General features: G+C 66.9%; 17 protein-coding genes. 9 read left to right on the top strand and 8 right to left on the bottom strand.

All coding sequences use genetic code 11. The annotated features are described in order from the left end of the window. The first annotated feature begins 31 nt into the window (after positions 1 to 31). The 6 genes from tssK to FHS79_RS08070 are packed head-to-tail and all read left to right on the top strand — an operon-like array spanning position 32 to position 9,433. Positions 32 to 1,366 (top strand): type VI secretion system baseplate subunit TssK, encoded by a 1,335-nt coding sequence (tssK, locus tag FHS79_RS08095; protein ID WP_243453289.1) that lies wholly within the window; start codon positions 32 to 34, stop codon positions 1,364 to 1,366. Then, positions 1,363 to 2,724, top strand: coding sequence for a type IVB secretion system protein IcmH/DotU (gene icmH / locus FHS79_RS08090; RefSeq protein WP_184198092.1), 1,362 nt, complete (start codon positions 1,363 to 1,365; stop codon positions 2,722 to 2,724). The genes tssK and icmH overlap by 4 nt, the downstream gene beginning before the upstream one ends. Then, positions 2,724 to 6,155: a type VI secretion system membrane subunit TssM gene (gene tssM, locus FHS79_RS08085; protein WP_184198090.1), complete on the top strand. Its 3,432-nt coding sequence runs from the start codon at positions 2,724 to 2,726 to the stop codon at positions 6,153 to 6,155. The genes icmH and tssM overlap by 1 nt, the downstream gene beginning before the upstream one ends. After that, positions 6,155 to 6,739, top strand: coding sequence for a type VI secretion system-associated protein TagF (tagF, locus tag FHS79_RS08080; protein WP_184198086.1), 585 nt, complete (start codon positions 6,155 to 6,157; stop codon positions 6,737 to 6,739). Before tssM ends, tagF begins: the two co-directional genes overlap by 1 nt. 43 nt (positions 6,740 to 6,782) lie before the next feature. After that, positions 6,783 to 7,469 (top strand): PP2C family protein-serine/threonine phosphatase, encoded by a 687-nt coding sequence (locus FHS79_RS08075; protein ID WP_184198083.1) that lies wholly within the window; start codon positions 6,783 to 6,785, stop codon positions 7,467 to 7,469. After that, positions 7,466 to 9,433, top strand: a complete 1,968-nt coding sequence (locus tag FHS79_RS08070) for a serine/threonine-protein kinase (RefSeq protein WP_184198080.1) — start codon at positions 7,466 to 7,468, stop codon at positions 9,431 to 9,433. The genes FHS79_RS08075 and FHS79_RS08070 overlap by 4 nt, the downstream gene beginning before the upstream one ends. Before the next feature lies 1 nt (position 9,434). On the opposite strand, the gene FHS79_RS08065 is transcribed toward FHS79_RS08070, so the two are convergent. The 8 genes from FHS79_RS08065 to FHS79_RS08030 all read right to left on the bottom strand — a co-directional run bounded on the left by FHS79_RS08065 (position 9,435) and on the right by FHS79_RS08030 (position 19,401). Further along, positions 9,435 to 9,725, bottom strand: a complete 291-nt coding sequence (locus FHS79_RS08065) for a PAAR domain-containing protein (RefSeq protein ID WP_184198077.1) — start codon at positions 9,723 to 9,725, stop codon at positions 9,435 to 9,437. 3 nt (positions 9,726 to 9,728) lie between these two features. Next, positions 9,729 to 11,105, bottom strand: coding sequence for a type VI secretion system-associated FHA domain protein TagH (tagH, locus tag FHS79_RS08060; protein WP_184198074.1), 1,377 nt, complete (start codon positions 11,103 to 11,105; stop codon positions 9,729 to 9,731). Then, positions 11,102 to 11,647: a DUF6931 family protein gene (locus tag FHS79_RS08055; protein ID WP_184198071.1), complete on the bottom strand. Its 546-nt coding sequence runs from the start codon at positions 11,645 to 11,647 to the stop codon at positions 11,102 to 11,104. Before FHS79_RS08055 ends, tagH begins: the two co-directional genes overlap by 4 nt. 35 nt (positions 11,648 to 11,682) lie before the next feature. Further along, positions 11,683 to 13,680, bottom strand: coding sequence for a type VI secretion system Vgr family protein (locus FHS79_RS08050; RefSeq protein WP_184198068.1), 1,998 nt, complete (start codon positions 13,678 to 13,680; stop codon positions 11,683 to 11,685). Positions 13,681 to 13,845: 165 nt separating this feature from the next. Next, complete coding sequence (locus FHS79_RS08045) at positions 13,846 to 15,099, bottom strand: DUF3526 domain-containing protein (protein WP_184198065.1); 1,254 nt, start codon at positions 15,097 to 15,099, stop codon at positions 13,846 to 13,848. After that, positions 15,096 to 16,550 (bottom strand): ABC transporter permease, encoded by a 1,455-nt coding sequence (locus FHS79_RS08040; RefSeq protein ID WP_243452751.1) that lies wholly within the window; start codon positions 16,548 to 16,550, stop codon positions 15,096 to 15,098. The genes FHS79_RS08045 and FHS79_RS08040 overlap by 4 nt, the downstream gene beginning before the upstream one ends. After that, complete coding sequence (locus tag FHS79_RS08035; RefSeq protein WP_184198062.1) at positions 16,535 to 17,275, bottom strand: ABC transporter ATP-binding protein; 741 nt, start codon at positions 17,273 to 17,275, stop codon at positions 16,535 to 16,537. Before FHS79_RS08035 ends, FHS79_RS08040 begins: the two co-directional genes overlap by 16 nt. A 5-nt stretch (positions 17,276 to 17,280) precedes the next feature. Next, positions 17,281 to 19,401 (bottom strand): TonB-dependent siderophore receptor, encoded by a 2,121-nt coding sequence (locus tag FHS79_RS08030; RefSeq protein WP_184198059.1) that lies wholly within the window; start codon positions 19,399 to 19,401, stop codon positions 17,281 to 17,283. 168 nt (positions 19,402 to 19,569) lie between these two features. Between FHS79_RS08030 and FHS79_RS08025 the strand changes: the two genes are divergently transcribed. From FHS79_RS08025 to FHS79_RS08015, 3 genes are read left to right on the top strand one after another with little or no spacing between them, the layout of a single operon-like run. Further along, positions 19,570 to 20,832, top strand: a complete 1,263-nt coding sequence (locus tag FHS79_RS08025) for an MFS transporter (protein ID WP_184198056.1) — start codon at positions 19,570 to 19,572, stop codon at positions 20,830 to 20,832. A gap of 38 nt (positions 20,833 to 20,870) precedes the next feature. Next, positions 20,871 to 21,434: an elongation factor P gene (gene efp / locus FHS79_RS08020; RefSeq protein WP_184198053.1), complete on the top strand. Its 564-nt coding sequence runs from the start codon at positions 20,871 to 20,873 to the stop codon at positions 21,432 to 21,434. Between the two features lie 3 nt (positions 21,435 to 21,437). Continuing rightward, on the top strand, positions 21,438 to 22,238 hold the full coding sequence (locus tag FHS79_RS08015; RefSeq protein ID WP_184198051.1) for an inositol monophosphatase family protein: 801 nt from the start codon (positions 21,438 to 21,440) through the stop codon (positions 22,236 to 22,238). The last annotated feature ends 73 nt before the right edge of the window (positions 22,239 to 22,311 follow it).

Genomic DNA, 22,311 nt, shown 5'->3' with positions numbered 1-22,311 from the left:
GGCCAGGTCGATCAGTGGGGAACACTTTAAAGTGACACAACCAGTCTGGTCCGAAGGGCTGTTCCTGCGGCCGCAGCATCTGCAGATGCAGGGTGATGCGGGGCTGTGGGCGCTGCATGCGCGGATGGGCGGCGCGGTGGCGCACCCTTGGGGGCTTGTGGAACTAACGCTGGATGAGGACCTTGGTTCGGGTGCCAAGGTGGGCGTGCGACGGCTTGTGGCCGTGATGCAGGACGGCGAGGTCGTGGCGGTGCCGGGCGGGCTTGCGCCGCCGCCGCCGCTCGATGTCGATGACCAGGTGCGCGGGCGGATCGTGTATCTGACACTGCCGGCGCGGCAGGAGGGGGCGGTTGTTTACACGCGGCCCGAGAGTGCCGATGCCAATGTGACGCGCTACCTGATCGCCGAGCGCGAAGTGGTCGACCAATCTGATCCCGACCGAAACATGGAACTTGTTGAAGTGGCGCTGCCCAATCTGCACTTCGGCATCGACGAGGCCGATCTTGCCGGCCGCACGAAGATCGGCATTGGGCGAATCCGCGAACTGGTGGGCAAGCGGGTGGTGTGGGATGACGCCTATATCCCGCCGGTGCTCGATATCCGGGCGTCCCCGACGCTGGCCGGCTTTCTCGTCGACATCCTGGGCCGATTGGAGCAGCGGCAGGAGGAGCTTTCGCTGCGCGCCGTGGAGGGTGCCGATGGCGGCAGCGAGACCTTTGCGGCGTATCTGCTGCTCCAATTGCTCAATCGCTGGCAACCGGAGCTCAAGCATCTGCAGCGGCTCGAGCGGGTGCATCCCGAGCGGCTATATACCGGTTTTCTGGCACTGGCGGGAGAGCTTGCGACCTTCACGCGGGCCGACCGGCGCCCGGGCGATTTCCCGACCTATGAGCATGAGGACCTTGAAGCATGTTTCAAGCCGGTGGTGGACGCGCTGCGGGCGGGGCTTTCGACCGAGTTCAGCCGCTCCGCGGTGCAGCTGGAGCTGAAGCTGCTGCAGCCGGGTGCCTATGTGTCCACCATCACCGATCGCGGCCTTTATGACCAGGGCCGCTTCTATCTTGCGGTCTCCACCCGGCGGCCTTCCGAGGATGTCCGCCGTTCGCTGCCATCGGTGGTGAAGATCGGCGCGGTGACGCGGATGCAGCAGCTGGTCCAGGCAGCGCTGCCAGGGGTGCCGCTGGCGGCGGTGGCGGCTCCGCCGCCGCAGATCAGGGCGATGGCGGGCTATGTGTACTTCGAGCTGGATCGCAGCCACCCGGACTGGAAGGAGTTCGCCACGGCACCCGCACTCGGCCTTTACATAGCGGGGGAATGGCCTGACCTGGCCATGGAGCTGTGGTGCGTGAGAAGGACAACGCGATGAGCGGCGAGAAAACGGTCTTCCGTCCGTCACCGCTGGCGGCTGCCAAGGGCGGAGCCCCTGCGCCACCCTCGCCGCCGCCGCCTCCGCCGCCCGGCGGCGGGGATGGTGGTGGTGGCCCCAAGGCCCCGACGCCCAGGGCCTGGGCGAGCGATGATGTGCCGCCGCTCGATGTTCCGATGCGAGTGCGCAACCCGCTTACGGCTGTTGCGGCGCGCTTGCTGGCCCTTGCGGCTGCGGTGCAGTCCGATCGGCAGGTGACTGATGTGCCGGCGCTGCGGGCGCGTGCCGGCGAGGAAGCCAAGGCCTTCGAAAAGCAGTTGATTGCCATGGGGCTTTCGGCTGAAGACAATGCCCGGGCGCGCTATGCGGTGCTGGCCACTGTCGATGACGTGGTGCAAAATCTGCCGGGCGGTGCGCAATCGGACTGGGCGCGATCCAGCCTGGTGGTGCAAAGCTTTGGTCAGGCGTTCGGCGGCGACCAGTTCTTCACCATCCTGGACACGCTTCTGCAGCGGCCGGCCGCCAATCTGGACATGCTGGAGCTCTACCATGCGTGCCTCGCCGTCGGCTTTCTGGGTCGTGCAAGGATCGAAGCGGATGGCCGCCAGCAGATCGAGGGTCGGATGGCGGCCATCTACGGGGCGCTTTCGGGCATCAGACCGCGGCAAGAGACCGATCTTGTCCCGCAATGGCAAGGCAAGCCGACACCGATGCCCAAGGTCGGCTGGTTCGTTCGTGCGGTGCTTGCGCTTGCGGCCGGAGCGGCCTTCCTGCTGCTGGTGTTCCTTGTGCTGAAGCTCTGGCTCGACAGCCGGGACGAGCCGGCGCGGGCAGCCCTGCGACCGTTACCGCCGATTGCAGCGGCACGGATTGACCGGTTGGGAGCGGATGTTCCCGAAGTGCAGTCCACACAGCTTGAGCGGATCCGCGGCCGCCTTCGCAATCCGTGCATTGAGGCGCGTGATGACGGGGCCACGATCCGGCTGGTGATTTCCGAATGCCCCGGGCTGGCCGCGGGGATGTTCCCGGCGGGTGCGGCGCTGCTGGGCCCGGACTATGTTCCGTTGATCGAGGATGCCGGACGGGCGCTGGCGCCGGAAGTGGGTCCGATTGCCGTCGTCGCCCATACCGACAGCGACCCCATCTCGGGCCGGCTGCGCGCAAGCTTCCCCGACAATGCGGCGTTGAGCCTGGCGCGGGCGGAGGATGTGGCTTTGCTGCTGAAACCGATCGTCGGTGATCGGGCGCGGCTATCGGTGGAAGGGCGCGGGGACCGGGAGCCGGTGAACCGTGCCGATACACGCGAGGCCAAGGCTGCCAACCGGCGAGTTGAGCTCGTGCTGCCGCGGAGCGACTGATGACGATGATCCGCAAATGGCTGGGCAACTGGTGGGTGCTGGCGGTCGGCATAGCGCTGCTGACGACGCTGGTGGTGTTTTTGGTGTGCGGACTGTTCGTCGCCTCGTGGCTGTTCCTGCGCTGGTGGTTGATCGGCGCGGTGTGGATCGCGTTTGCTGCATCCGCGGGTTGGCGCTGGTGGCGGCTGCGAAAGGCGGATGCGGCACTGGTCGAGGCGATCGCCAAGCCGGCTGACCGCGACGGCGAGGCGATGGCTGCCAAGATGCGCGAAGCGCTCGATCGGCTAAAGGCGGATGGCGGCGGCAAGCGCAGCAGCGCACTCTATGCCAAGCCCTGGTATGTGATTATCGGCCCGCCGGGTGCGGGCAAGACAACCCTCATCCAGAAGAGCGGCCTGCGGCTGTTGACGGACGAAGCGGCAGCCGGCGTCGGCGGCACGCGCAACTGCGACTGGTGGTTTGCCGACGAGGCGGTGCTGGTGGACACCGCCGGTCGCTACACCAGCCAGGACAGCGGCGCCGATGCCGATGCCCAAGGCTGGAAAGCCTTTTTGCGCACGTTGAAGAAGGCGCGGCCGCTGCAGCCGCTCAACGGCGTGATCATCGCCATTGGCCTCGATGAGGTCGCGCGTAGCGGTGCCGAGGCGCTGGACCGGCATGTGGTGACACTGCGGGCAAGGCTGGCTGAGCTTTCGCGGGAGCTTGGGCTCGAACTGCCGGTGTATGTGCTCTTCACCAAGGCCGATCTGTTGCTGGGGTTCACCGAATTCTTCGACGATCTGTCGGTCGAGGGTCGGCGATCGGTGCTGGGGCACACGCTGCCGCTGAGCGGAGACCGGCCGAGCCAGACGACCCTCGCAGCAGGCTATGACGATGCCGTGCAGGCGCTGGCGGACCGGCTGCCGGCGCGCCTGCAGGCCGAGGGCGATCCGGTGCGCCGCGGTGCTGCACTGACCTTGCCAGCGCGATTCATCGATTTGCGGGCGCGGTTGATCAGGTTGCTCGACGGCGTGTTCGGCAGCGGCGCTGCGGCCACGCCAAACGCCGCAGCTGCCCGGTTGCGGGGTTTTTACTTCACCAGCGGTGTGCAACAGGGCACGCCGTTTGATCGGTTGCTGGGCAGCCTTGCGGGCGCCGTTGGCCAGGGCCAGCGTGCGCGTGCGTCCAACCCCCGGGCGTTCTTCGTCAACCGGCTGCTGGCCGAGGTGATAATTCCGGAGGCCGGGCTGGCTGGCCCCGACCTCGCTCGCCGCAAGCGCAACAGTCGCCTGCAGCTGGCGGCGCTTTTGCTTGGTGCCGTGATGGTGCTCGGTCTGGCAGGTGCGATGGTGGCGAGCTTCCTCGCCAACCGGAAAGGGCAGGACGCAACGCTGGTGGCCGCAGAGACGCTCAAGGCAGCGCAGACAAGCCTCGATCCGGGTGACCGTGTGGCGCTGTCGGCATCGCTCGCGGAGCCGCTGGACACCCTCGATGCACTTCGCGATCAACTGCCCTTCAGCGTGACTGCGGCAAGCGCCGTGCCTCTGACGCAGGGCTTTGGCCTGTACAGGACGACGTTGGCCGAAGAATCAGCGCGGGTTTATGTTGACGCATTGCAGCGCTATCTGCTGCCGCGGTTGATCGTGACCGCCGAGACGGCGCTGCGCAATGCTGGTGAAGACCCTGTGACGCTTTACGAGCCGCTCAAGGTCTATCTGATGCTGGGCAACCGTGCCGGTGCCAGGCGCGACAATGGCTATGTGGTGCAATGGCTTGAGACCTATTTGCTGACACAGGGCTTCCCGGGCGAAGAAAACGCACCGACGCGGGAGCGGATCTTGCGCCACACGCGAGCCCTGCTGGCCGACACGGGCCGGTTCGGTCGACAGCTGACCGGTCCCTTGCTGGACGGGCCTCTTGTGGAGGCAACGCAAGGCGCCGTGGCAGCGATGAGCGCCGAGCAACGGGGGCTGGCGCTGATGAAGCAGCAGGTGACGGGCGAGGACTGGCGGATGGTCGGCAATGCATTGCTGCCGGGGGAAGCGCGGGCTTTCGCCAATCCCGCCGAGCTCGAATCCTTGTCGGTGCCCTATTTCTTCACAAAGGCCGGGTTTCAGAAGGGCTTTTCGACGAGCCTTCCGACCATTCGCGAAGCGCTGGACCGGGATCGCTGGATGCTGGGCAGCAGTGCGGCAGCGCAAGTGCCGCTGAACATGGAACAGCTCGGCGCGCTTTATGCCGATGAATATGCGCGGCGCTGGAAATCCGTGCTGCAATCCCCACAGCCGGGCGATTATGCAACTGACACCACGGCGCTGGCACGCTTGGCCAACAAGGGCTCATCACCGCTCAAGAAGATCAGCGATCAGGTAGTCGCGAACGTGACCGCGCTCATGCCCAAGCTGGCAGCGCCGAAAGTGCCGGGCGGCGCGCTTGGCAAGGCCGCGGCGGGCGCGCTGACACAACGGGCTGGGCGGGGTGCTTCTGCAGTTGCAGCGCGGATGATCGAGGCGGATTTCGCCGGGCTGAAGGACTATGCCGGCGGGCCGGCTCCGCAGCTGGGGCAGCTTCTCGATGCGCTCGGCCGCTATCAGCTGGCCTTGGCGCAGGCACAAGTTGCCGGCGGTGGAGGCGGCGGTGGCGGAGGCGGCGGTGGTGGTGGTGGTGGTGGCGCAGCCGGCATTGCCGCCGCGGCAGCCGATTTGCAGGTGGCCGCGCAGAACGCCAGCGCCGGTGCGCCCGAGCTGGGGGCCTTTGTCTCCCAGGTGGCCAGCGGATCGAGCAATGCTGCAGAAACGCAGCGCACCAGCGAGCTAAGGGCGGCCTATGCCAATGGTGTGCTGGCGGATTGCGCACGGGTATTCGGCGAAGGGTATCCATTCGGGACGGGTGACGATCTGGCGCCCGCCGATGTCAGCCGCGCAGCAGCGCAAATGGCCGGCTTCGCGCGCGACACACTTGCCGGCTATCTGGTGCGCACAGGCGGCCCCAAGCCTTGGGGTTGGGTGGCAGAGCCGACGGTCCGCAGCTTCCGTGCGACATCGGCACAGCAATTTCAGCGTGCCGGCGATGCGGAGTCGCTGATGGGAGGCAATCTTGTGCTGCGGGTAAGTGCTGCGCCCGGGATCAAGGGTGGCGTGCGATTGCGGGCTGGTGGCGTGCCGATGGATCTCCTGCCTGGCAATCCGCCCGAGCGGTTCGGTTGGTCGGCCTCGGGATCGCAGATTGCCGAGCTTGCGGCGCTGCAAGGTGGCACGGCACCGGCATTGCGCGAGGAAGGCCCATGGTCGCTGTTCCGGCTGCTTGCCAAGGGTCGCAAGCAGATGCTGGGCGCTGGTCGATATCGCTTTGCCTATGGCGCCGAGGCTGCCATCGACGTCGAGGTGGTGACGGGACCCGATCCGTTTGCGGCGGACGGCGTTTTTGCCCTGCGCTGCCCTGCGACCCTGTGATGCTCGCGGCCGGGCTGTTCGGAAAATTGCCCGCCCATGGTGATTTCGTGTGGCGGGGATGGCCCGAAACCCTGGTTGCCGACCTGGATCGCTGGATGACGGATGGCGTGGCTTCGCTGCGCGTGCGCAATGGCGACGAGGGGTTTGCCGCGCGCATGACGGCGGCACCCTTGTGGCATTGTTGGCTTGTGCTGCAGCCGCATATGGCACTTCACGGGGTGATCACGCCCACGGTCGATCGCGCTGGCCGGCTGTTTCTGCTGGTCGCGGGTGTGGCAGGCCCTCCGGACATGGTGTGGGCAGCGGCGACGCAGCATCCGGGCTTTGCTGCAGGCGTGGAGGCTGCAGTCTATCAGGCTCTCTCGGGCGAACTGGATGCCGATGGGCTGGCATTGGAACTGGCCGCGGCCGCGCCCCGGATCGAAGCAGTGGGCCGCTTTCTCGCTTCATTGTCCTGCCCGGTGGCAAGTGCGTTTTGGGTGCCCAATCCGGCAGCCGGGCCTCCGGTGGCTCTGCCAGGCATGGCGCTGGATGCTGACACGCTGACCTGGCTGGTGGAGGGGGCAGTGCGCGATGCGGCTTAGGTATCGATCGGCGGTTCTGACCCACCCGGGACTGGTGCGCAGGGTGAACGAGGACTCTGCGGTCGGCCGGGAAGATGTGGCGCTGTGGATGGTCGCCGATGGCATGGGTGGGCATGCGCATGGCGACTGGGCGTCACAGACGCTCGCTGCCCAGTTCGGCGCGCTTGTGCTGCCGGCGGCAGATGGCAACCATTCGGCAATTCTGTCAGCGCTGCACGCCGGCAATGCCGCCATCATCGATGCCGCGTCGCAGGCGGGGAGCGATATGGGCACGACCGCCGTGCTCCTGCACCTGCAGGGCGCTGATCTCCTTTGCGTCTGGGTCGGAGACAGCAGGGCCTATCGCTTCAGGCAGGGTCGCCTCGTCCAGATTTCGCGCGACCATAGCGTTGTGCAGGAAATGGTGGACCGGGGAATGATCGAAGCGTCCGAAGCCGAGAGCCATCCCATGGCGCATGTTCTGTCCCGCGCCGTGGGTACCGAGGCCGAATTGCGCGCCGAGGTGGTGCAGGACCAGGCACAACCGGGAGACCTTTACCTGCTGTGCACCGACGGCCTTACCAAGGTTGTCGCGGACGCCGACATCATCCCGTTGCTGCGCCAGCCGAACGTGACGCTTGTGGCCGAGCGGCTCGTGGCCGAGACTTTGGCGCGCGGCGCGCCCGACAACGTTACCGTGATCGTGATATCGGTTGAAGAAGTGACCGAATTGATGCGGATGGACGCATGACCACGCAGCCACCCATTGACGGCCCGCCCACGCCGACGCCCACGCCGGCACCGCGACCACCGGCCGGTGGTGACCGCACGGTGGTCGCTTCGGCGGATGCGCTGGCTGCTGCGCTGCGGGGTGCGGCTGCGCCGCCGCCAGCTGATGCTGAACCGTCCGCACCGCCGTCTGCACCGCTGCCGGCACCACCACCGATGCCATCGTTCGTGGGCAGCGGGCCAGGGAGTGCGGACGCCCTGATTGGTGTGCAATTGAACGATCTTTTCGAAGTCGTTCGCTTCATTGCCGAAGGCGGGATGGGCCGGGTTTATGAAGGGCGCAACATTGCATCCGGCGAGCAGGTCGCGATCAAGGTGATCCTGGGCCAGTATGCAACCGATGATCAGTTCATGGCCCTGTTCCGCCGCGAGGCGAGTGCCCTTGAGAAGATCGGCCATGATGCGCTGGTGAAGTATCGCGCGCTGGCATTCGACCGAAGTCGGGGTGTGAACTACCTGGCCATCGAATATGTCGACGGACCCTCGATGGCGCAGGTTCTGAATGGCGCGCCGGCCGAACCTGCGCTGGTGCGGCGGGTGTTGCGGCGGCTCGCACTGGGGCTGCATGCAGCGCACGAGGCCGGCGTGATCCACCGGGATCTTTCGCCAGACAATGTGCTGCTGCCCGGCGGCAACATCGAGCGCGCCAAGATCATCGATTTCGGCATCGCCAAGGACAATAATCCTGGCGAAAAAAGCGTTGTGGGCGAAGCGTTTGCGGGCAAATTCGGCTATGCGGCACCGGAGGTGTTCGGCAAGTACAAGCGCAATGTCGGCGCATGGACCGACATCTACAGCCTTGGCCTGGTGATTGCGGCACTTGCCCGCGGGGCGCCGGTAGCCATGGGGATCACCATCGTCGATGCGCTGGAGGCGCGCGATACTGTTCCGGACATTTCGGACCTGCCCGCTGACTTGCAGCCGATCGTCGCGAAGATGCTGGCGCCTGACCCGGCTGACCGATTTCAGTCGATGGAGGAAGTGGCGGACGCAGCGGACGCGCGCAGCACCATGTTCATGAGTACGCCCGCCCCGGTTGCGGGCAGCAGTGAAGGCGGCGCCGCCTTTGTGAAGGCGGAAGCGGTGGCGTCTGTCGGTAGGGATGCGCCCAAATCCAGGTTGCCGCTTGTGGCGATTGCCGGTGTGGCCGTTGCCGTCATTGCGGCAGGCGCGTGGTTCGGCCTGTCGGGTGGCGAAGAGGCGGAGCCGCCGGGCGAGATGGCGCGGCCTGCGGATGGAACCGGTGATGCCGACGCGGTGCGCGCCGAGAGCACTGCTGTGGCGGGCGGCGATGCCGTGGCATCCGCTGCGGAGTGGGCGACGTCCGCACCACAGGTGTTTGCAGCGCTTGGCGCTCTGCAGTGCGCCGATGTGCGGATCGACGGTCCGCCCGAAGCCGGGCGGATCCGGCTTGCTGGATGGCGCAACGCCGCAACGGCGCTGCCAGCGGCTGTTGCCGGATGGCAATTGGATGGCAGTGGCGTGGCCGCCATCAACGCGCCTGCGCCTGCGACCTGCCGGGTGATCGATTCCATCCGCATTGCTGCGGCATCCACGCCCGACAAACGCTTCAGCATGCCTGGCAGCCAGATCCTGTCGTTGGCTTCATTGCCGCGAGGCGCTGACGGCACGATCATGCTCGACTTCAAGCTTGCCGACCGACCGGCAGGGCGCCTTCTGTTCACATCGATCGATGATCGATTCGCCGGTCGAGGCGAACAGGTTTCGTCGGGTGACGCCAACCGGTTCAACCTCGATCCCAGTGCCATAGGCTTTGAAGCAAAGACCGGGCGCTACCTTGTCGCGATGGTGGCGTCCCCGACCGAATTGTCTCCGGCCACCGCGAGCGGTGCAGCGCCGGATATGGCCAGTGCGTGCCGGTCGGGTGACTGCGAACTGGTGAGTGGCTGGATCGAAGTGCGCTAGTTCAGCCTATCAGGACAGTGGGAAGGCCGAGCACGATGGTGCCGCCATGGGCGGTGAGATCGCCGATGCGGGCTGCGGGCATGCCGCCGACAATGACGGTGAAGCTGCCGAGGGCGATGGTGTCGGGCGGGCCGACGCAGATTGCCATGTCGCCGATGCGGGCCTGGGGCAGCATGCCGGTGAGCACGGTGAAGCAGCCGAGCGCGATGGGGCCGCCGACATGGGGGACGATGCCGGTGACCATCGGGCAGACGTGCATGTCGGTGATGCGGGCGGCGGGGGGTCCGGGCATGGCCTAGTCCTTCTTCACATTGCGCTCATAGGCCGTGCGGAAATGGCGGGCGAAGAGATCGAGGAAAGCGGCATCGCTTTCGGCGGCAAGTGCTTGATATTCCGTCTCGAATGCGCGCCAGAGCGTGGCTTCCCGGGCGCCGGGCAACAGCCCGCTGCGGGCCTTCGCACGGCTCTTGATCGCGTCGGGGGAGAAGCGCTGGACGGTGGCGGCAAGCGCTTCCTGCATGGCAGCCAGCATGGCGACTTCATGCGCCTGAAGGTCCTGGAAGGCGCCGTGTACAGCCTGCTGGCCGGTGAGGAATCCGCCATCGGGGCGCCCTACCATCTGGCGGAGCGCCTGTTCGGGCTGGCGGGTCCATTTGAGCGGATTGTTGCCCTGCGTCTGGAAGCTGGTGACCTGGGCGCCGACGCCGAACTGGTGGCGCACGCGGGTGCGGGCGTCGAGGAGACGGATGAGACCGTCGGCTGTCTGGCGGAGGAGATGTCCTGCTGCTTCAAGTACTTCGCTGGGGGGCACGCCTTCGACATCGGCCGGCTTCAGACCGGCGGCGGCCAGGAAGCGAGCGAAAGCGGCGCCGCCATCGGGAGCTTCCGGCGTGCGTGCGGGTGCAGGGGCGGGTGGTGCCGTGGGGGTGGCGGCGGTGGCGAAATCGATCGCATCGAAGGCGTGGAGCTTGGCCCAGGGATTGTCTGCGGCGGGTGTGGGTGCTGCCGCGGGGGCCGTGGGTGCGGGGGAGGCGATGCCGAACGGGTCCGGAGACGCCGGCGCGCTGAAGGCTGGCACCGGCGGTGCTGCGGGGCCGGTGAGGCCGAAAGGATCGGCTGAAACGGGTGCCGAAGGGATATGGGCGGCGATGCCGAAGGGGTCCTGAGGGGCAGAAAGGGTCGCTGGAGGGGCAAAATCGGCCATCATCGGGTCGTTGTTGGACTGGAAAAGCGCGCGACGGGCTTCGCGGCCGAATTCATCCGGGCGGGTGGGGGCGCTGGCTCCGCTGGCACCCACCATCCAGTCGAGCCCGCCGGAAGGGGCAGCACCCTGGCCCGTGCTGGCAGCAAAGCCACCACCACCCAGGCTCACCCGCACATCATAGCTGCCGACGCGCAACAGATCGCCGTCCCGCAATGTGTAGGGTGCGGTCGGGCGGTTGTTGTCGCCATTGATGAAGGTGCCGTTGGTGGAGCGGTCGATCAGCACATATTGGCCATCGCTGAACTCGATGTCGGCATGCATCGACGAGATGAAATTGCGCGGATCGGGCAAGGTCCAGTCGGCATGGGGAGCGCGGCCGATCGAGAGGCCATGTTCGTTAAGGGTCATGACGACGGGATCGCCCGAAGCCAGGCTTGAAACATTCTCGATGGTGAGGGTGCAGCTCATGCGCGGCCTTCCGCAGTGGCGGCCAGCTGTTCGGCATCGGCAAGCGCTGTGGCGAGCCGCCGGGCGTGGTTGGGAGGATCGTCGTTGAGGGTGGCGAGCAGCACGGCGCTGGCCAGCAGCTGGCCGAATGCCGCCGGCGGCGGCAGCACCGGCTGCTCCTGGGTGGCAGGTGCGAGGCTGCCGCCCGACAGGAACAGGGTGAGGCAGGCACAGCCTTCCGGCGTGTCGAAACCGGCGTTGTCCCCAGCCTCGAAGGCGAGGCGGCGGTTGGCATCCGAGGGGTCTGCCAGCCAGCGATTGACCGCCTTGCGCGCGGCAAGGCGGCGGGCAAGGGTGGTGGGGGTCATGGTTGCGAGACACTGGCTCAGCCATTGCAGTGCCTGCAGGCGTGGCAGGCAATGTGCGATGAAATGGGTGGCCTCGACGGCATCGCGTGCGCGCATGCGCGCAAAGGCTTCGGAAGGTGGCAACTCCAGCATGTCCTCGAGCTGGACATTGTCTCCCGCCAATGCGGCTACCTGGCCGGCGCGGGTCCACTTCACGCGGGGCCAGGACCTGGCTGTGGTCGTGCCGTCCATCAGTTGATCATCACCATGGCGCCCTTGACGATATGGATGGCGCTGGCCTGTTGCTGCATCATCGCACCCTTGGTCTGGAACATGGCCGTGGCCTCGATCTTGATCATGATGCCCTTGATGGTGATGCCGGTCTGGTCGATCTTGATCGAGCTCGAGCCGACCTTGAGCTCGATCGATTGCATCGCCTCGGTCTCCTGCTTGCCCGTGTCTAGCTTGATGGCGCGATTGCCCATGTTGAGCTGAAGCTTGTCGTTGCCCATGTCGAGCGTGGCGGCGCGGTTGCCCTGCTTGATGTCCAGGCTGTCATTGCCCTTTTCGAGCGTCTCCTGGCGGTTGCCGTCCTGAATCGTGAGCGTCTCGTCGCTCTTGATCGTGGTGGTGCGCTTGCCCTCCTTGATATCCCGCGTTTCGTCGCCCTTCAGCACAAGGGTCTTCAGGTCCTTCTGCGCCTGCACCGAAAAGACTTCGCTGTCCTTGGTGTCGTCGAGGCGGATTTCGTTGAAGCCGCCGCCGCCCTTGGTGCTGTTGGTGCGGATGCCTTGCAGCGGGTTGGCGGCAGCGCTGCCGAAGGCGGGGAGGTTGCCGTCGTTGTAGACGCTGCCGGTGACGAGCGGTCTGTCGGGATCGCCGTTCAGGAATTCCACCACCACCTCATGGCCGATGCGCGGGATCATGAAGGCGCCGTAGCCGCTGCCGGCGCTCATCTGCGCGACGCGCACCCAGATGCTGCGATCGGGCACCTGGCCACCGTCTTCATATCGCTGGATGTCCCAGAAGAACTTCACCTTGATCCGGCCGTACTTGTCGGTGAACACCTCCTCGCCGGGCGGACCGACGACGACGGCGGTCTGCGGGCCGGCGATGCGCGGCATCGGCGTGTTGAGTGCGGGCCGATACGGATGGCGCACGGGCATCAGTTCGAGCTCCACCCGCATGTCCTCGTTGCCGCCACTGCCCGAGCGATAGCCGGCAGCGTGATAATGGTGGCGGGTGGCGACGATGAGATATTCCTGGTCCCCATTGAAGCTGTGGCCATTGCCGCTCTCGTCGAAGGCGACGGTGAGCTTGCGGCCGACCGCAGCGGCAAAGACATCGCCCTCGGCATGGCTGCGGGCCATCTCCGCCCGATCGGCCTCGATGCGGACATTGGCGTAGCGGGCGCCGCGTTCGAGGCCCGGCTGGTCGTAGTGTCCGGGATATTCGAAGCGTTCCGCAATCGTGCCGCCCACATCGCTGGCAGTGCCGCTGCGCCAGCGGGAGGCGCCGGCGCCGAGGTTGGTCACCTGCTTCTGTTTCTTGAGGACAACGGTGGATTTCTCGTAATCATAGTCGTCGACGGTGTAGGCGGTCGGCCCGAAGCGGCGGTGCTCGCGCAGCGAGAACAGCAGCGCCTCGCGGCCATCCGGCGTCCCACCGCCCAAGCGCACCGTGGCGGGCGTTCCTGCCGTGTGCGCGGCGGGCGCATCCACGGCGACCAGCGTGTGACTGCCCTCGGCATGCTCGAAGAAATAATAGATGCCTTCGCGCTCCATGTGGCGCGAGGCGAAGGCGAAATCGCTTTCGTCATACTGCACGCGATATTCGATGGCACTGTAGCTCGCCGAAAGGCTGTGGCGCTGCGGCGCCAGCAGGCCGAGGATGTTGACCATGGTGCTCTTGAAGTGGATTTTCGACATCCGGTTGAGCGCGCTGATGTACTGTTGCGGGCGGATGACCAGCCGATAGACGAAATCCTGATCGTCGTTGCTCCGCCCCACCTCGACATATTCGCACAAGATGCCGTGGAAATGTCGCGAGACGTGCGGCTTGCCCTGGAAGGTAAAACTGACCGGCTTGGACAGGCAGGGATGCAGATCGACGGGGCCACCACGGGCGACAACCTCGGCTTCGATGATGAACAGCTCCGAGAGTTTCTCGACGGCTGTCATTCCGAGTAGCAACAGGCTTCGATCAGGACTGGTGCTGATCTTGCCGATGCGATCGCTTTCCGCTGCCATGCCAGCTTCTCCCCCGGACAGGACGCATTCATAGCACAGGGTTGGTGACCGGCAACAGCATGGCGAACCATTGTCGAGCTCTGGCGATCGACATCGGGCGACGGCCCGGACCTTTTTTCCTGCGTTTCTTGTCGAAAACCGATGCCAACTTTTTCGAGATCGTGTCTAGTCGTCGTTCAACGGGCTGTAGCGCGGTACCAGCGGCAGATCGGCAGCACCGAACGGTTTCTCGTCGAAGAGATAGGCATAATAGAATTCCCGCAGACGTTGGTGATAGGCGCGGATGCGTTGCTGGTAGGCCAGCTGGGCGGTGACGTCGGTTTTTGCGACCGCTGCCATGGCTTGTGCCAGCCCGGCGGGGGGCAGCAGGACGCCGGCCCAGCGGGCAAGGGTTGCACGCCGGGCGATGCCGTTGCGATAGGCCTTTGATTCGGTGGCGACGTGCAGGTCTCCAAGGTGCTGGAAGGCGAAATACCATTTCCAGGTGAAGGTCTGCGGCACCTCGGCGCGGTCGGCAAAGGCCGGATAGACCGCCACGAAGCGCGCCATGGTGACCGGTTTGGGCTTGTCCCACCCGCCATGGACCTCTTCGCGGTTCTCGCGCGCCATCGCGGCGCCATCGGGGACGGGCACCGCAGCGTTGATGCCCAGCCCGGCGGCAGCGGGTGCCACAAGCGTGAGCGCGAACCACAGGGCGGCAAGCGATGCGGCGCTGACGGCGGACGATATCGGCCGGCGGGCAACAAGCAGCGCCACCACGGTCCAGAATGCGCACACGAGGAGCAGGAGGCCGGCGAAGGCCAGCGCTCGCCCCGGGGTGGTGCCGGAGATGAGCGCGCCGGCGACAAAGGGCAGCAGCAGGGCAAGCAGGACGGCACCGGCACGGACAAGGACACGCGGCGCCCAGAGACGCCACCGCGCGCCGGGCGTGGCCTGCAGGGCAAACAGGCGGCCGGCCTCGCGCTCTCCCGACCAGAGATCGTGGAGGAGCGCTATCAGCACGAGCGGCGCCAGATAGACGGCGACAAAGGCGAGATCGAAGCGGCCGGGCAGCGCCAGCTCGGGGTTGGCGGCCTCGTTCTCGTGGATCTGCGCTTCGAGGGCCAGCGCGCGGACGCGGAGCATGGCGGGGGCGATGTCCCGGCTGCCGAGTGCTGCGAAGGCGAGGTCGGAGGGTGGGTCCCAGGTCGGCTGGAAGCCATAATAAGCGCCGTCCCCGGGTTCCTTGGCGAAGGCGGCGAGAGCGGCTTCCTCGGCCACCTGGCCGGTGAGCATCCGGTCGATTGCCGCGCGGTCGCGCGCGACGCTGCCGAAGCCGAGCGCCACGGCTGCCGCGGCGCAGATGGCCAGCAGGACGAGGGCGGCGAGGGCGGCCCGGTTGCGGCCGAGAAGCCAGGCTTCGCGGAAGAGGTGGTTCATGCCGCATCGCTCCCGACGCGGCGAATGCCGAAGCCGAAAAGGACTGCTGCTGCAGCGAGCCAGAGAATGAGGATGCCCAGCGGAGGGAGCATCGCCTCTGCGCGCCGGGCGGGCGAGCGCTGGACGAAGGCGAACTCGGGCATCGACCTCCAGAAATCGGCCGAGATGCGGGTGCGCCGGTCGGCGATGGGATCGCGGCTGCGAGCGCCATCATCGGCGCCCGACACGGCTTCGGCCTGGAGTCGGTTGAGGCGCTGGACCAGATCGAAGCGATAGGCCTCGGCCTGGCGCATGAAATCGAGATGGGTGGCAAGATCGGTGGCGGCAGCGAGCATCGAGGCCCGGCGCACGGTGAGGGCAGGGCTGAGCAGCCCGAAGGCGGCGAGCCGGGCCGATTGGCCGAGCTGGATGGCATCGGCGCGGGCGCCATATTCGTCGAACAGCTTCGCGGTCAGCCGCTCGCCTTCCATCGCCTGGATGCCGCGATAGTTGACCGGCAGATCCTCGACGCGGCTGACGCCATATTGCTTGAGAACGCCGGCCTTGAAGGCGGCGAAATGCGGATCATTGGCGTTATGGCTGTCGCCCAGCGTCCGCAGGTCGGCGGCGATGGCGAATTCGGTGTCGACGCGGCTTGGCAGCGGTTCGGCGAGCCCGGCCCAGCCGGCGGCGGCGCGGGGCACCAGCACGACGATGATCGCCCAGGCGGCGATGAGGCCGACGAGCGCGCCTTGCGCGGTGCGTGCCAGCGCCGAGCCGGCGACGATGGCGAGCACCCAGACGAGCAGATAGGCGGCATAGGCGAGCGCCGTGAGCGCAGCGACCGCTGCTTCGCCGGGCATCCGCGCGGCGGCCCAGAGCAGGGCAATGAGTGCGGGAAGCATGGCGATGCCGGCGACGGCTGCCAGGGCAATCGCCTTGCCGCCGAGGATGGTGGCGGCGCTCGCACCATGGGCGCGCAAGGCGCGCAGGCTGCCGCTCTCGCGCTCGCGTGCAACGGTCGCGAAGCCGAGGAAGACGAGCAGCAGCGGCGCCAGCGTCTGCAGCACGAACGCCGGGGTGAGCTGGCCGAAGCGGACCAGATCGGACGATTCGCGCGCTGCGCCGAACGTGGCGCTGTTCTGGCGGTGGCCTTCGAGGAAGAGAACGGTGCCGGTGAAGGCATCGACGCCGGGATCGAACGCCGCCAGCGACCCCACCGGGCGCAGCGCATAGGTGCCATAATGCACCATGCGGTGGGGATGCCGGTCGGGTTGCGACTTGAACTGGGCGTCGGTGATGGCCTGGGCATCGGCGCGGGCGATGGCGGCGGTGGACATCTGGACGGCCGAGGTGATGGCGGCGATGGCGGAGAGCAGCAGCAGGGTGGCGAGCCCGACCAGCGCAAGGCGCGAGCGGAGCATGAGGCGCAGCTCGGCGGCGGCGATGGTGGCGATCATGCCGGCGCCCATGCCCGCGCTCCGGCGAAACCATCGTGGAGGGCGTTGAGATCGAAGCGGGGCGCGGTGTCGCTTGCGGTCCATTCGCGGGCAATGCGGCCGGCCTGGATGAGGCCGATGCGGTTGGCGGTGTCGGCAGCGCCGAGCAGATCATGGGTGACCATCAGCACCGCCACGCCGCGCGCCGAGAGCGATGCGAGCAGCGCATGGAAATCGGCGGCGGCGGCGGGATCGAGGCCCGAGGTGGGCTCGTCGAGCAGCAGCAGTGGCGCCTGGCGGAGCAGGGCCAGCGCAATGGCGGTCTTCTGGCGCATGCCCTTGGAGAAGCTGGCGGCGCGCGCATCCCAGGCCGATGCGGCGAGGCCGACACTCTCGAAGGCCGCCTCGACATCGACGCGGGGGCGCGGGGTGCCGGCGACCTTGAGGAAATAATCGACATTCTCGCGGGCGCTGAGATGATCGTAGAGCGCCACATTCTCGGGCAGATAGGCGACGCGGGCGCGGACGGCATCGGGGGCTTCGGCCGGATCGGTGCCGGCGACGGACAATGTGCCGCTGCTGCGGGCGAGGAAGCCGAGGATGGCGAACAGCGTCGTCGATTTGCCGGCGCCGTTGCCGCCGAGCAGCGCGTAGATCTCGCCCGGTGCGAGCGACAGCGACAGGCCATCGAGCACGCGCCGGTCGCCGCGGGTGATGACGAGATCGTGGATCGTCAGCGGCAGGATGTCGGGCTGCATGACCATCAATAGCGCAACCGAAGGGCTACCGAGCCGGCGCGCGGGGCGCCGGGCTGCACCCAGAGATCGTTGAAGCTGTTGGAATACCATGTGGTATTGAAGAGGTTGGTCACGTCGGCGAAGACCTCGATGTTGCGGGTGATGGCGAGCGAGGCGAACAGCCGCGCCAGGGTATAGTCGGGAAGGGTGAAACTTGTGCCCGTCGCTCCCAGCCGCTCGCCGACATGCTGGACGCCGCCGCCGAGCATCAGCCGCATCGTGCCGATGTCAACGCTTTTGGCCAGCTGGAGGCTCAGGCTGTGCCTCGGGATGTTGAGCAGCGGATCGCCGGCGCGGATGGCGAAGCCGAAGTTCAGATCGGCGACATCGTTGCGGGCTTCGGCATCGACATAGGCGTAGGAGAACCACAGGTCGAAATCGCCCGGCAATTTGCCGGTGAGATCGAGCTCAAAGCCGCGGCTGCGGGCCTGGCCGATGGGGAGCGAGAAGCCGGGGTTGCCGGGATCGGCGGCGAGGACGTTCGACTTGGTGAGGCTGAACAGCGAGATCGTGCCTTGCAGCGCATCGTCGAGCAGGCCGAACTTGGCCCCGACTTCGGCGGCCTTGGAGATTTCGGGGTCGAACAGGGTGCCGGCTTCGGTGGCGCCGAGATTGGCGCGGAAGCCCTGGCCATAGGCGGCATAGAGCGACACCGCGTCGCTGGCTTCGAAGACGATGCCGGCCTGGGGGCTGAAGCGCTTGTAGGTGCGCTGGTTGGAAGCGCCGCTGGCGCGATTGAGCGTTTTGACCTCGAAGCTGTCGAACCGGCCGCCGAGGCGCACCTGCACACGGTCGCTCAGCGTGATCTGGTCCTGCACATAGGCGCCGAATGCGCGCTGCTGGTCGAGCCGATCGGTTTGCGGGCCGGGGGTGGGCAGGGGAAAGCGGCCATAAACGGGACTGAAGATGTCGATATCGTTGGTCTGTGCCGGGGTGGTGGCAGCGCCGACGACGGGCGGGCGGAAGCGCAGGAACAGCTGGCTGTTGTCGAAGCTGTCGTAATCGGCGCCGATCAGCACACGGTGCAGCAGGCCGGCAGTTTCGAAGCGCCCGGCCACCTCGCCGCGCACGACGAAATGCTCGCCTTCGTAGAGCCGCGAGCGACGCTGGCGGGAGAGCGAGCGACCGTCACGGCCAAGGCGTTGGCGACCGCCGGCGAGCTCGGCTTCGGTGGACAAGCCCTCGAGCCGTGTCTTGCGATATTGCGTGCCGAGCAGCAGGCTCCAGCCATCGCCGAAATCATGCTGGAGCTGAAGCTGGTGGCCGGTGGCATCGGCTTCGACCGGGCCATCGCCGGGCTCGCCGAGGAAGTTTTCGCGCGGAACGAGGCCGAGGACGCCGCCGATGGCGAGGGTGCCACGATCGAAATCGGCTTCGGTGCGCGAGAGTTCGAGATCGTAGGTGAGGCTGGTGTCGGCGCCGAGCCTGACAAGCACCGAGGGCAGGAAGCCGAAGCGGTTGCTGCGCACGGTCTCGCGGAAGCTGCCGGCGTCTTCGTAGAAGCCGATGAGGCGTATGGCAGCGGTTTCGCCGGATGCGATGTTGATGTCGGCATCGGCGCGCTGGCGGTCGAAGCTCCCGGCGAGCAGGTTCAATCGGCCGCGATTGGCGAAATCGGCGCGCTTGGTGACGATGTTGATCGTGCCGCCGGGTTCGCCGCGGCCGAACAGGGCGGCGTTGGGGCCCTTGAGCACCTCGACCCGCTCGATGCCGGCGGCATCGCGGGTGCCGCCGAAGCCGCGACCCCCGTTGAAGCCGTTGACCAGATAGCCCGAGGGCAGGTTCTCGTCCCCGACAAAGCCGCGGACGGCATAGGCATCCCAAAGGCCGCCGAAATTGTTCTGGCGCGCCACCGACGCCGACAGGTCGAGCACGTCGGTCAGCCGCGTCAGTCCGTTGTTGTCGATCCATTGCTCGTCGATCGCCTGGATTGCCTGCGGCGTCTCCTTGAGCGTGAAATTGCCGCGATAGGCCTGGCGCTGTCCGGTGACCACGATCTGGTCATCGTCGTCCACGTCTGCGGCAACAGCGGCGGATGCAGCGCCCGCCATGAGAAATGCCACCAGAGTGAGCTTCGAAATGTGCATCTGTGTCGTGATCCCCTTGCACCGGGAGCCATGCCGACTCGCTGTGCTCGGCGTTGATACATTATGTTATCTGGCATTCAAACCGGTATGCAGATGCAAGAGCACCGGAGGCTGGCAGCGGCGGATCGCCCACTGACGGATGCGGCCGCGGCTGCTATGCGCAAGGCCATGACGACAACTCGACCTTCTGCCGGCGCGCTGCCGATGGCGCAGCTTTTGCCGCTGCTGCTCTGCGTCTTCATCGGGCTGATGGGGTTTGGCGTGGTGCTGCCGGTGTTTCCCTATTGGGGGCGGGCGCTTGGGGCGGGGCCGGAGATCGTCACGGTGGCGCTGGGTGCCTATTCGGCGGGGCAATTCGTTGCTGCACCGCTGTGGGGGAAGTTTTCGGATCGGTTCGGTCGGCGGCCGGCGCTCATCGGGTCGCTTGTCGGCATCATGGCGAGCTATCTGGTGATGGCGGAGGCGCAGGATATCTGGACGCTGGGCGCAGCACGGCTGTTCGGCGGGTTGATGGCGGGGAATATCGGGGTGGCCTTTGCCTATGTCGGCGATGTGGTGGAGGGCGAGGCGCGTCCCCGGGCGCTGGGGCTGCTGGGGGCGGCGTTCGGCATGGGTTTCATCTTCGGGCCGGCGATCGGCGGGCTGGTGGCGGGCGATGCGCCGGGGACGGCGGATTTCAGACTGGTGGCGCATGTGGCTGCTGCCATTTGCGCGGTGGGCGTGGTGCTGGTGATTGTCGGCTTGCCCGAGAGCCTTGGCCCCGAGCGTCGCAAGGCGGTCAAGGATGCGGGCACCGGGCCTACCGCGCGCGAGGTGATGGCCGCCAAGCCGGCGGTGATCGCGCTGATGGTGGTGGCGGCGCTCGTCATCGGCTCGGCGGCGATGATGGAGACGACCTTCGCGATGTTCGCCGATGACCAGCTGGGGTGGAGCCCTCGCGACGTGGGGCTGAGCTTCGGGCTGATCGGCACCATCTCGGCGGTGATGCAGGCGGGTGCTGCTGCACCGCTCGCCCGGCGCTTCGGGGCGCGCAAGGTCGCGCTGTTCGGCATCATCGGCTATGCGCTCGGGCTGGCGGGGCTCGGGATGACGGGCCTCGGGGACTGGGCCGGCGATGCGATGGTGCTGGCGGCGCTGGCGGTGACGGCGCTGGGGGTGGGCATCTTCAACCCGGCGTTCCAGACGATGGTGGCGGCCGCGACCGATGACCGCGACCGCGGGCTGGTGAACGGGCTGACGCAAGGGGCGAGTGCGGGCGGGCGCATTCTTGGCCCGGCGGTTTCGGGCAGCATCTATGCCGGGGTGGGCATTGCGGCGCCTTTTCTCGGCGGGGCGGCGCTGATGCTGGTGGCGCTGGTGGTGGCGGCGCGCGGGGCGATGGACGGCGGGGCGGACTCCGATGCGGTTGGCAGGAGCGGGCGAAGCCGCTAAGGCCTCCGCTTCGTCTGCAAAATCGATCGAGAGACCCCGTGAAGATCAACGCCACCGAAATCCGCCCCGGCAACATCCTCGAATGGGAAGGCGGCCTGTGGAAGGTTGCCAAGATCCAGCACACCCAGCCCGGCAAGGGCGGCGCCTATATGCAGGTCGAGATGAAGAATGTGATGGACGGCCGCAAGACCAATGAGCGCTTCCGCTCGGCCGAGACGGTGGAAAAGGTGCGGCTGGATGTGCGCGATTTCCAGTTCCTGTTTGCCGATGGCGCCACGCTGACCTTCATGGACAAGGAAAACTACGACCAGATCTCGATGCAGAAGGACCTGCTCGGCGACGCCGCCGAATTTTTGCAGGACGGCATGGACGTGGCGATGGAGCTTTATGACGAACGGCCGATTTCGGTGGCGCTGCCCGACCAGATCGAGGCGGTGATTGCCGAGACCGAGGCGGTGGTGAAGGGCCAGACCGCGAGCAGCAGCTACAAGCCGGCGATCCTGGAGAATGGCGTGCGCGTGATGGTGCCGCCGTTCATCAACGCCGGCACGAAGATCGTGGTCGACACCTATGCGCGCGAGTATCTGCGGCGGGCGGATTGAGCCATGGTTGCCCATAGTTCGCTCATCACCGTCATGGAAAAGGCGGTGCGCAAGGCGGCGCCCAAGCTGCGCCGCGATTTCGGCGAAGTCGATGCGCTGCAGGTCAGTCGCAAGGGCCCGGCGGATTTCGTGTCCAACGCCGACCGGCAGGCCGAGCAGACGATCGTCGAGGTGCTCAGCCATGCACGGCCCGATTGGGGGCTGACGCTCGAGGAAGGTGGCGAGTCCACAGGGGCCGACGTCAACTCGCGCTGGATTGTCGATCCGCTCGATGGCACGACCAATTTCCTCCACGGAATGCCGCACTTTGCGATTTCGATTGCCGCCGAGGTCAACGGCGAGGTGGTGGCGGGGCTGGTGCACCAGCCGCTGACGGGCGAGAGCTTCTGGGCCGAAAAGGGCAGGGGAGCCTGGCTCTCCGACCGGCGGCTGCGGGTCTCGGCACGCCGCGAGCTCGCCGATTGCGTGATGGCGACCGGCATTCCGTTTCGCGGCCACGGCGATGCGCCGCTGTTCTCGCGCCAGCTGGCAGCAGTGATGCCGGAAGTGGCGGGCGTGCGTCGCTTCGGCGCGGCGGCCCTTGACCTGGCCTGGGTTGCGGCTGGGCGCTTCGATGGCTTCTGGGAAGCCGGCCTGTCCGAATGGGATGTGGCGGCGGGAATTCTGCTCGTGAAGGAGGCCGGTGGCTTTGTGAGCGACTATCGCGGCGGCGAGGCCATGGTGGCGCGGCGCGAGGTGGTGGCGGGCAATGGCCAGGTACAGGCGCGGCTCCACAAGCTCGTTTCGGGAACGCTGAAGGGCTGACTGTGCTTGCTCCCTTCATGGGGGCGGGTTAGAGGCTGCTGCAACCCCTTGTGAGCGTGAAAGGCCCCGCAGG

The organism is Polymorphobacter multimanifer (genome assembly GCF_014205635.1).
Classification (GTDB): domain Bacteria; phylum Pseudomonadota; class Alphaproteobacteria; order Sphingomonadales; family Sphingomonadaceae; genus Sandarakinorhabdus; species Sandarakinorhabdus multimanifer.
The sequence above is the reverse complement of the archived record's forward strand: the minus strand, read 5'-3'. Positions and strand labels throughout refer to the sequence as shown.

Coding starts and splice junctions, on each gene's coding strand:
- icmH (WP_184198092.1), top strand. CDS start 1,363: ATGAGCGGCGAGAAAACGGTCTTCCGTCCGTCACCGCTGGCGGCTGCC.
- tssM (WP_184198090.1), top strand. CDS start 2,724: ATGACGATGATCCGCAAATGGCTGGGCAACTGGTGGGTGCTGGCGGTC.
- tagF (WP_184198086.1), top strand. CDS start 6,155: ATGCTCGCGGCCGGGCTGTTCGGAAAATTGCCCGCCCATGGTGATTTC.
- FHS79_RS08070 (WP_184198080.1), top strand. CDS start 7,466: ATGACCACGCAGCCACCCATTGACGGCCCGCCCACGCCGACGCCCACG.
- FHS79_RS08065 (WP_184198077.1), bottom strand. CDS start 9,725: ATGCCCGGACCCCCCGCCGCCCGCATCACCGACATGCACGTCTGCCCG.
- tagH (WP_184198074.1), bottom strand. CDS start 11,105: ATGAGCTGCACCCTCACCATCGAGAATGTTTCAAGCCTGGCTTCGGGC.
- FHS79_RS08050 (WP_184198068.1), bottom strand. CDS start 13,680: ATGGCAGCGGAAAGCGATCGCATCGGCAAGATCAGCACCAGTCCTGAT.
- FHS79_RS08045 (WP_184198065.1), bottom strand. CDS start 15,099: ATGAACCACCTCTTCCGCGAAGCCTGGCTTCTCGGCCGCAACCGGGCC.
- FHS79_RS08040 (WP_243452751.1), bottom strand. CDS start 16,550: ATGGGCGCCGGCATGATCGCCACCATCGCCGCCGCCGAGCTGCGCCTC.
- FHS79_RS08035 (WP_184198062.1), bottom strand. CDS start 17,275: ATGCAGCCCGACATCCTGCCGCTGACGATCCACGATCTCGTCATCACC.
- FHS79_RS08030 (WP_184198059.1), bottom strand. CDS start 19,401: ATGCACATTTCGAAGCTCACTCTGGTGGCATTTCTCATGGCGGGCGCT.
- FHS79_RS08025 (WP_184198056.1), top strand. CDS start 19,570: ATGACGACAACTCGACCTTCTGCCGGCGCGCTGCCGATGGCGCAGCTT.
- FHS79_RS08015 (WP_184198051.1), top strand. CDS start 21,438: ATGGTTGCCCATAGTTCGCTCATCACCGTCATGGAAAAGGCGGTGCGC.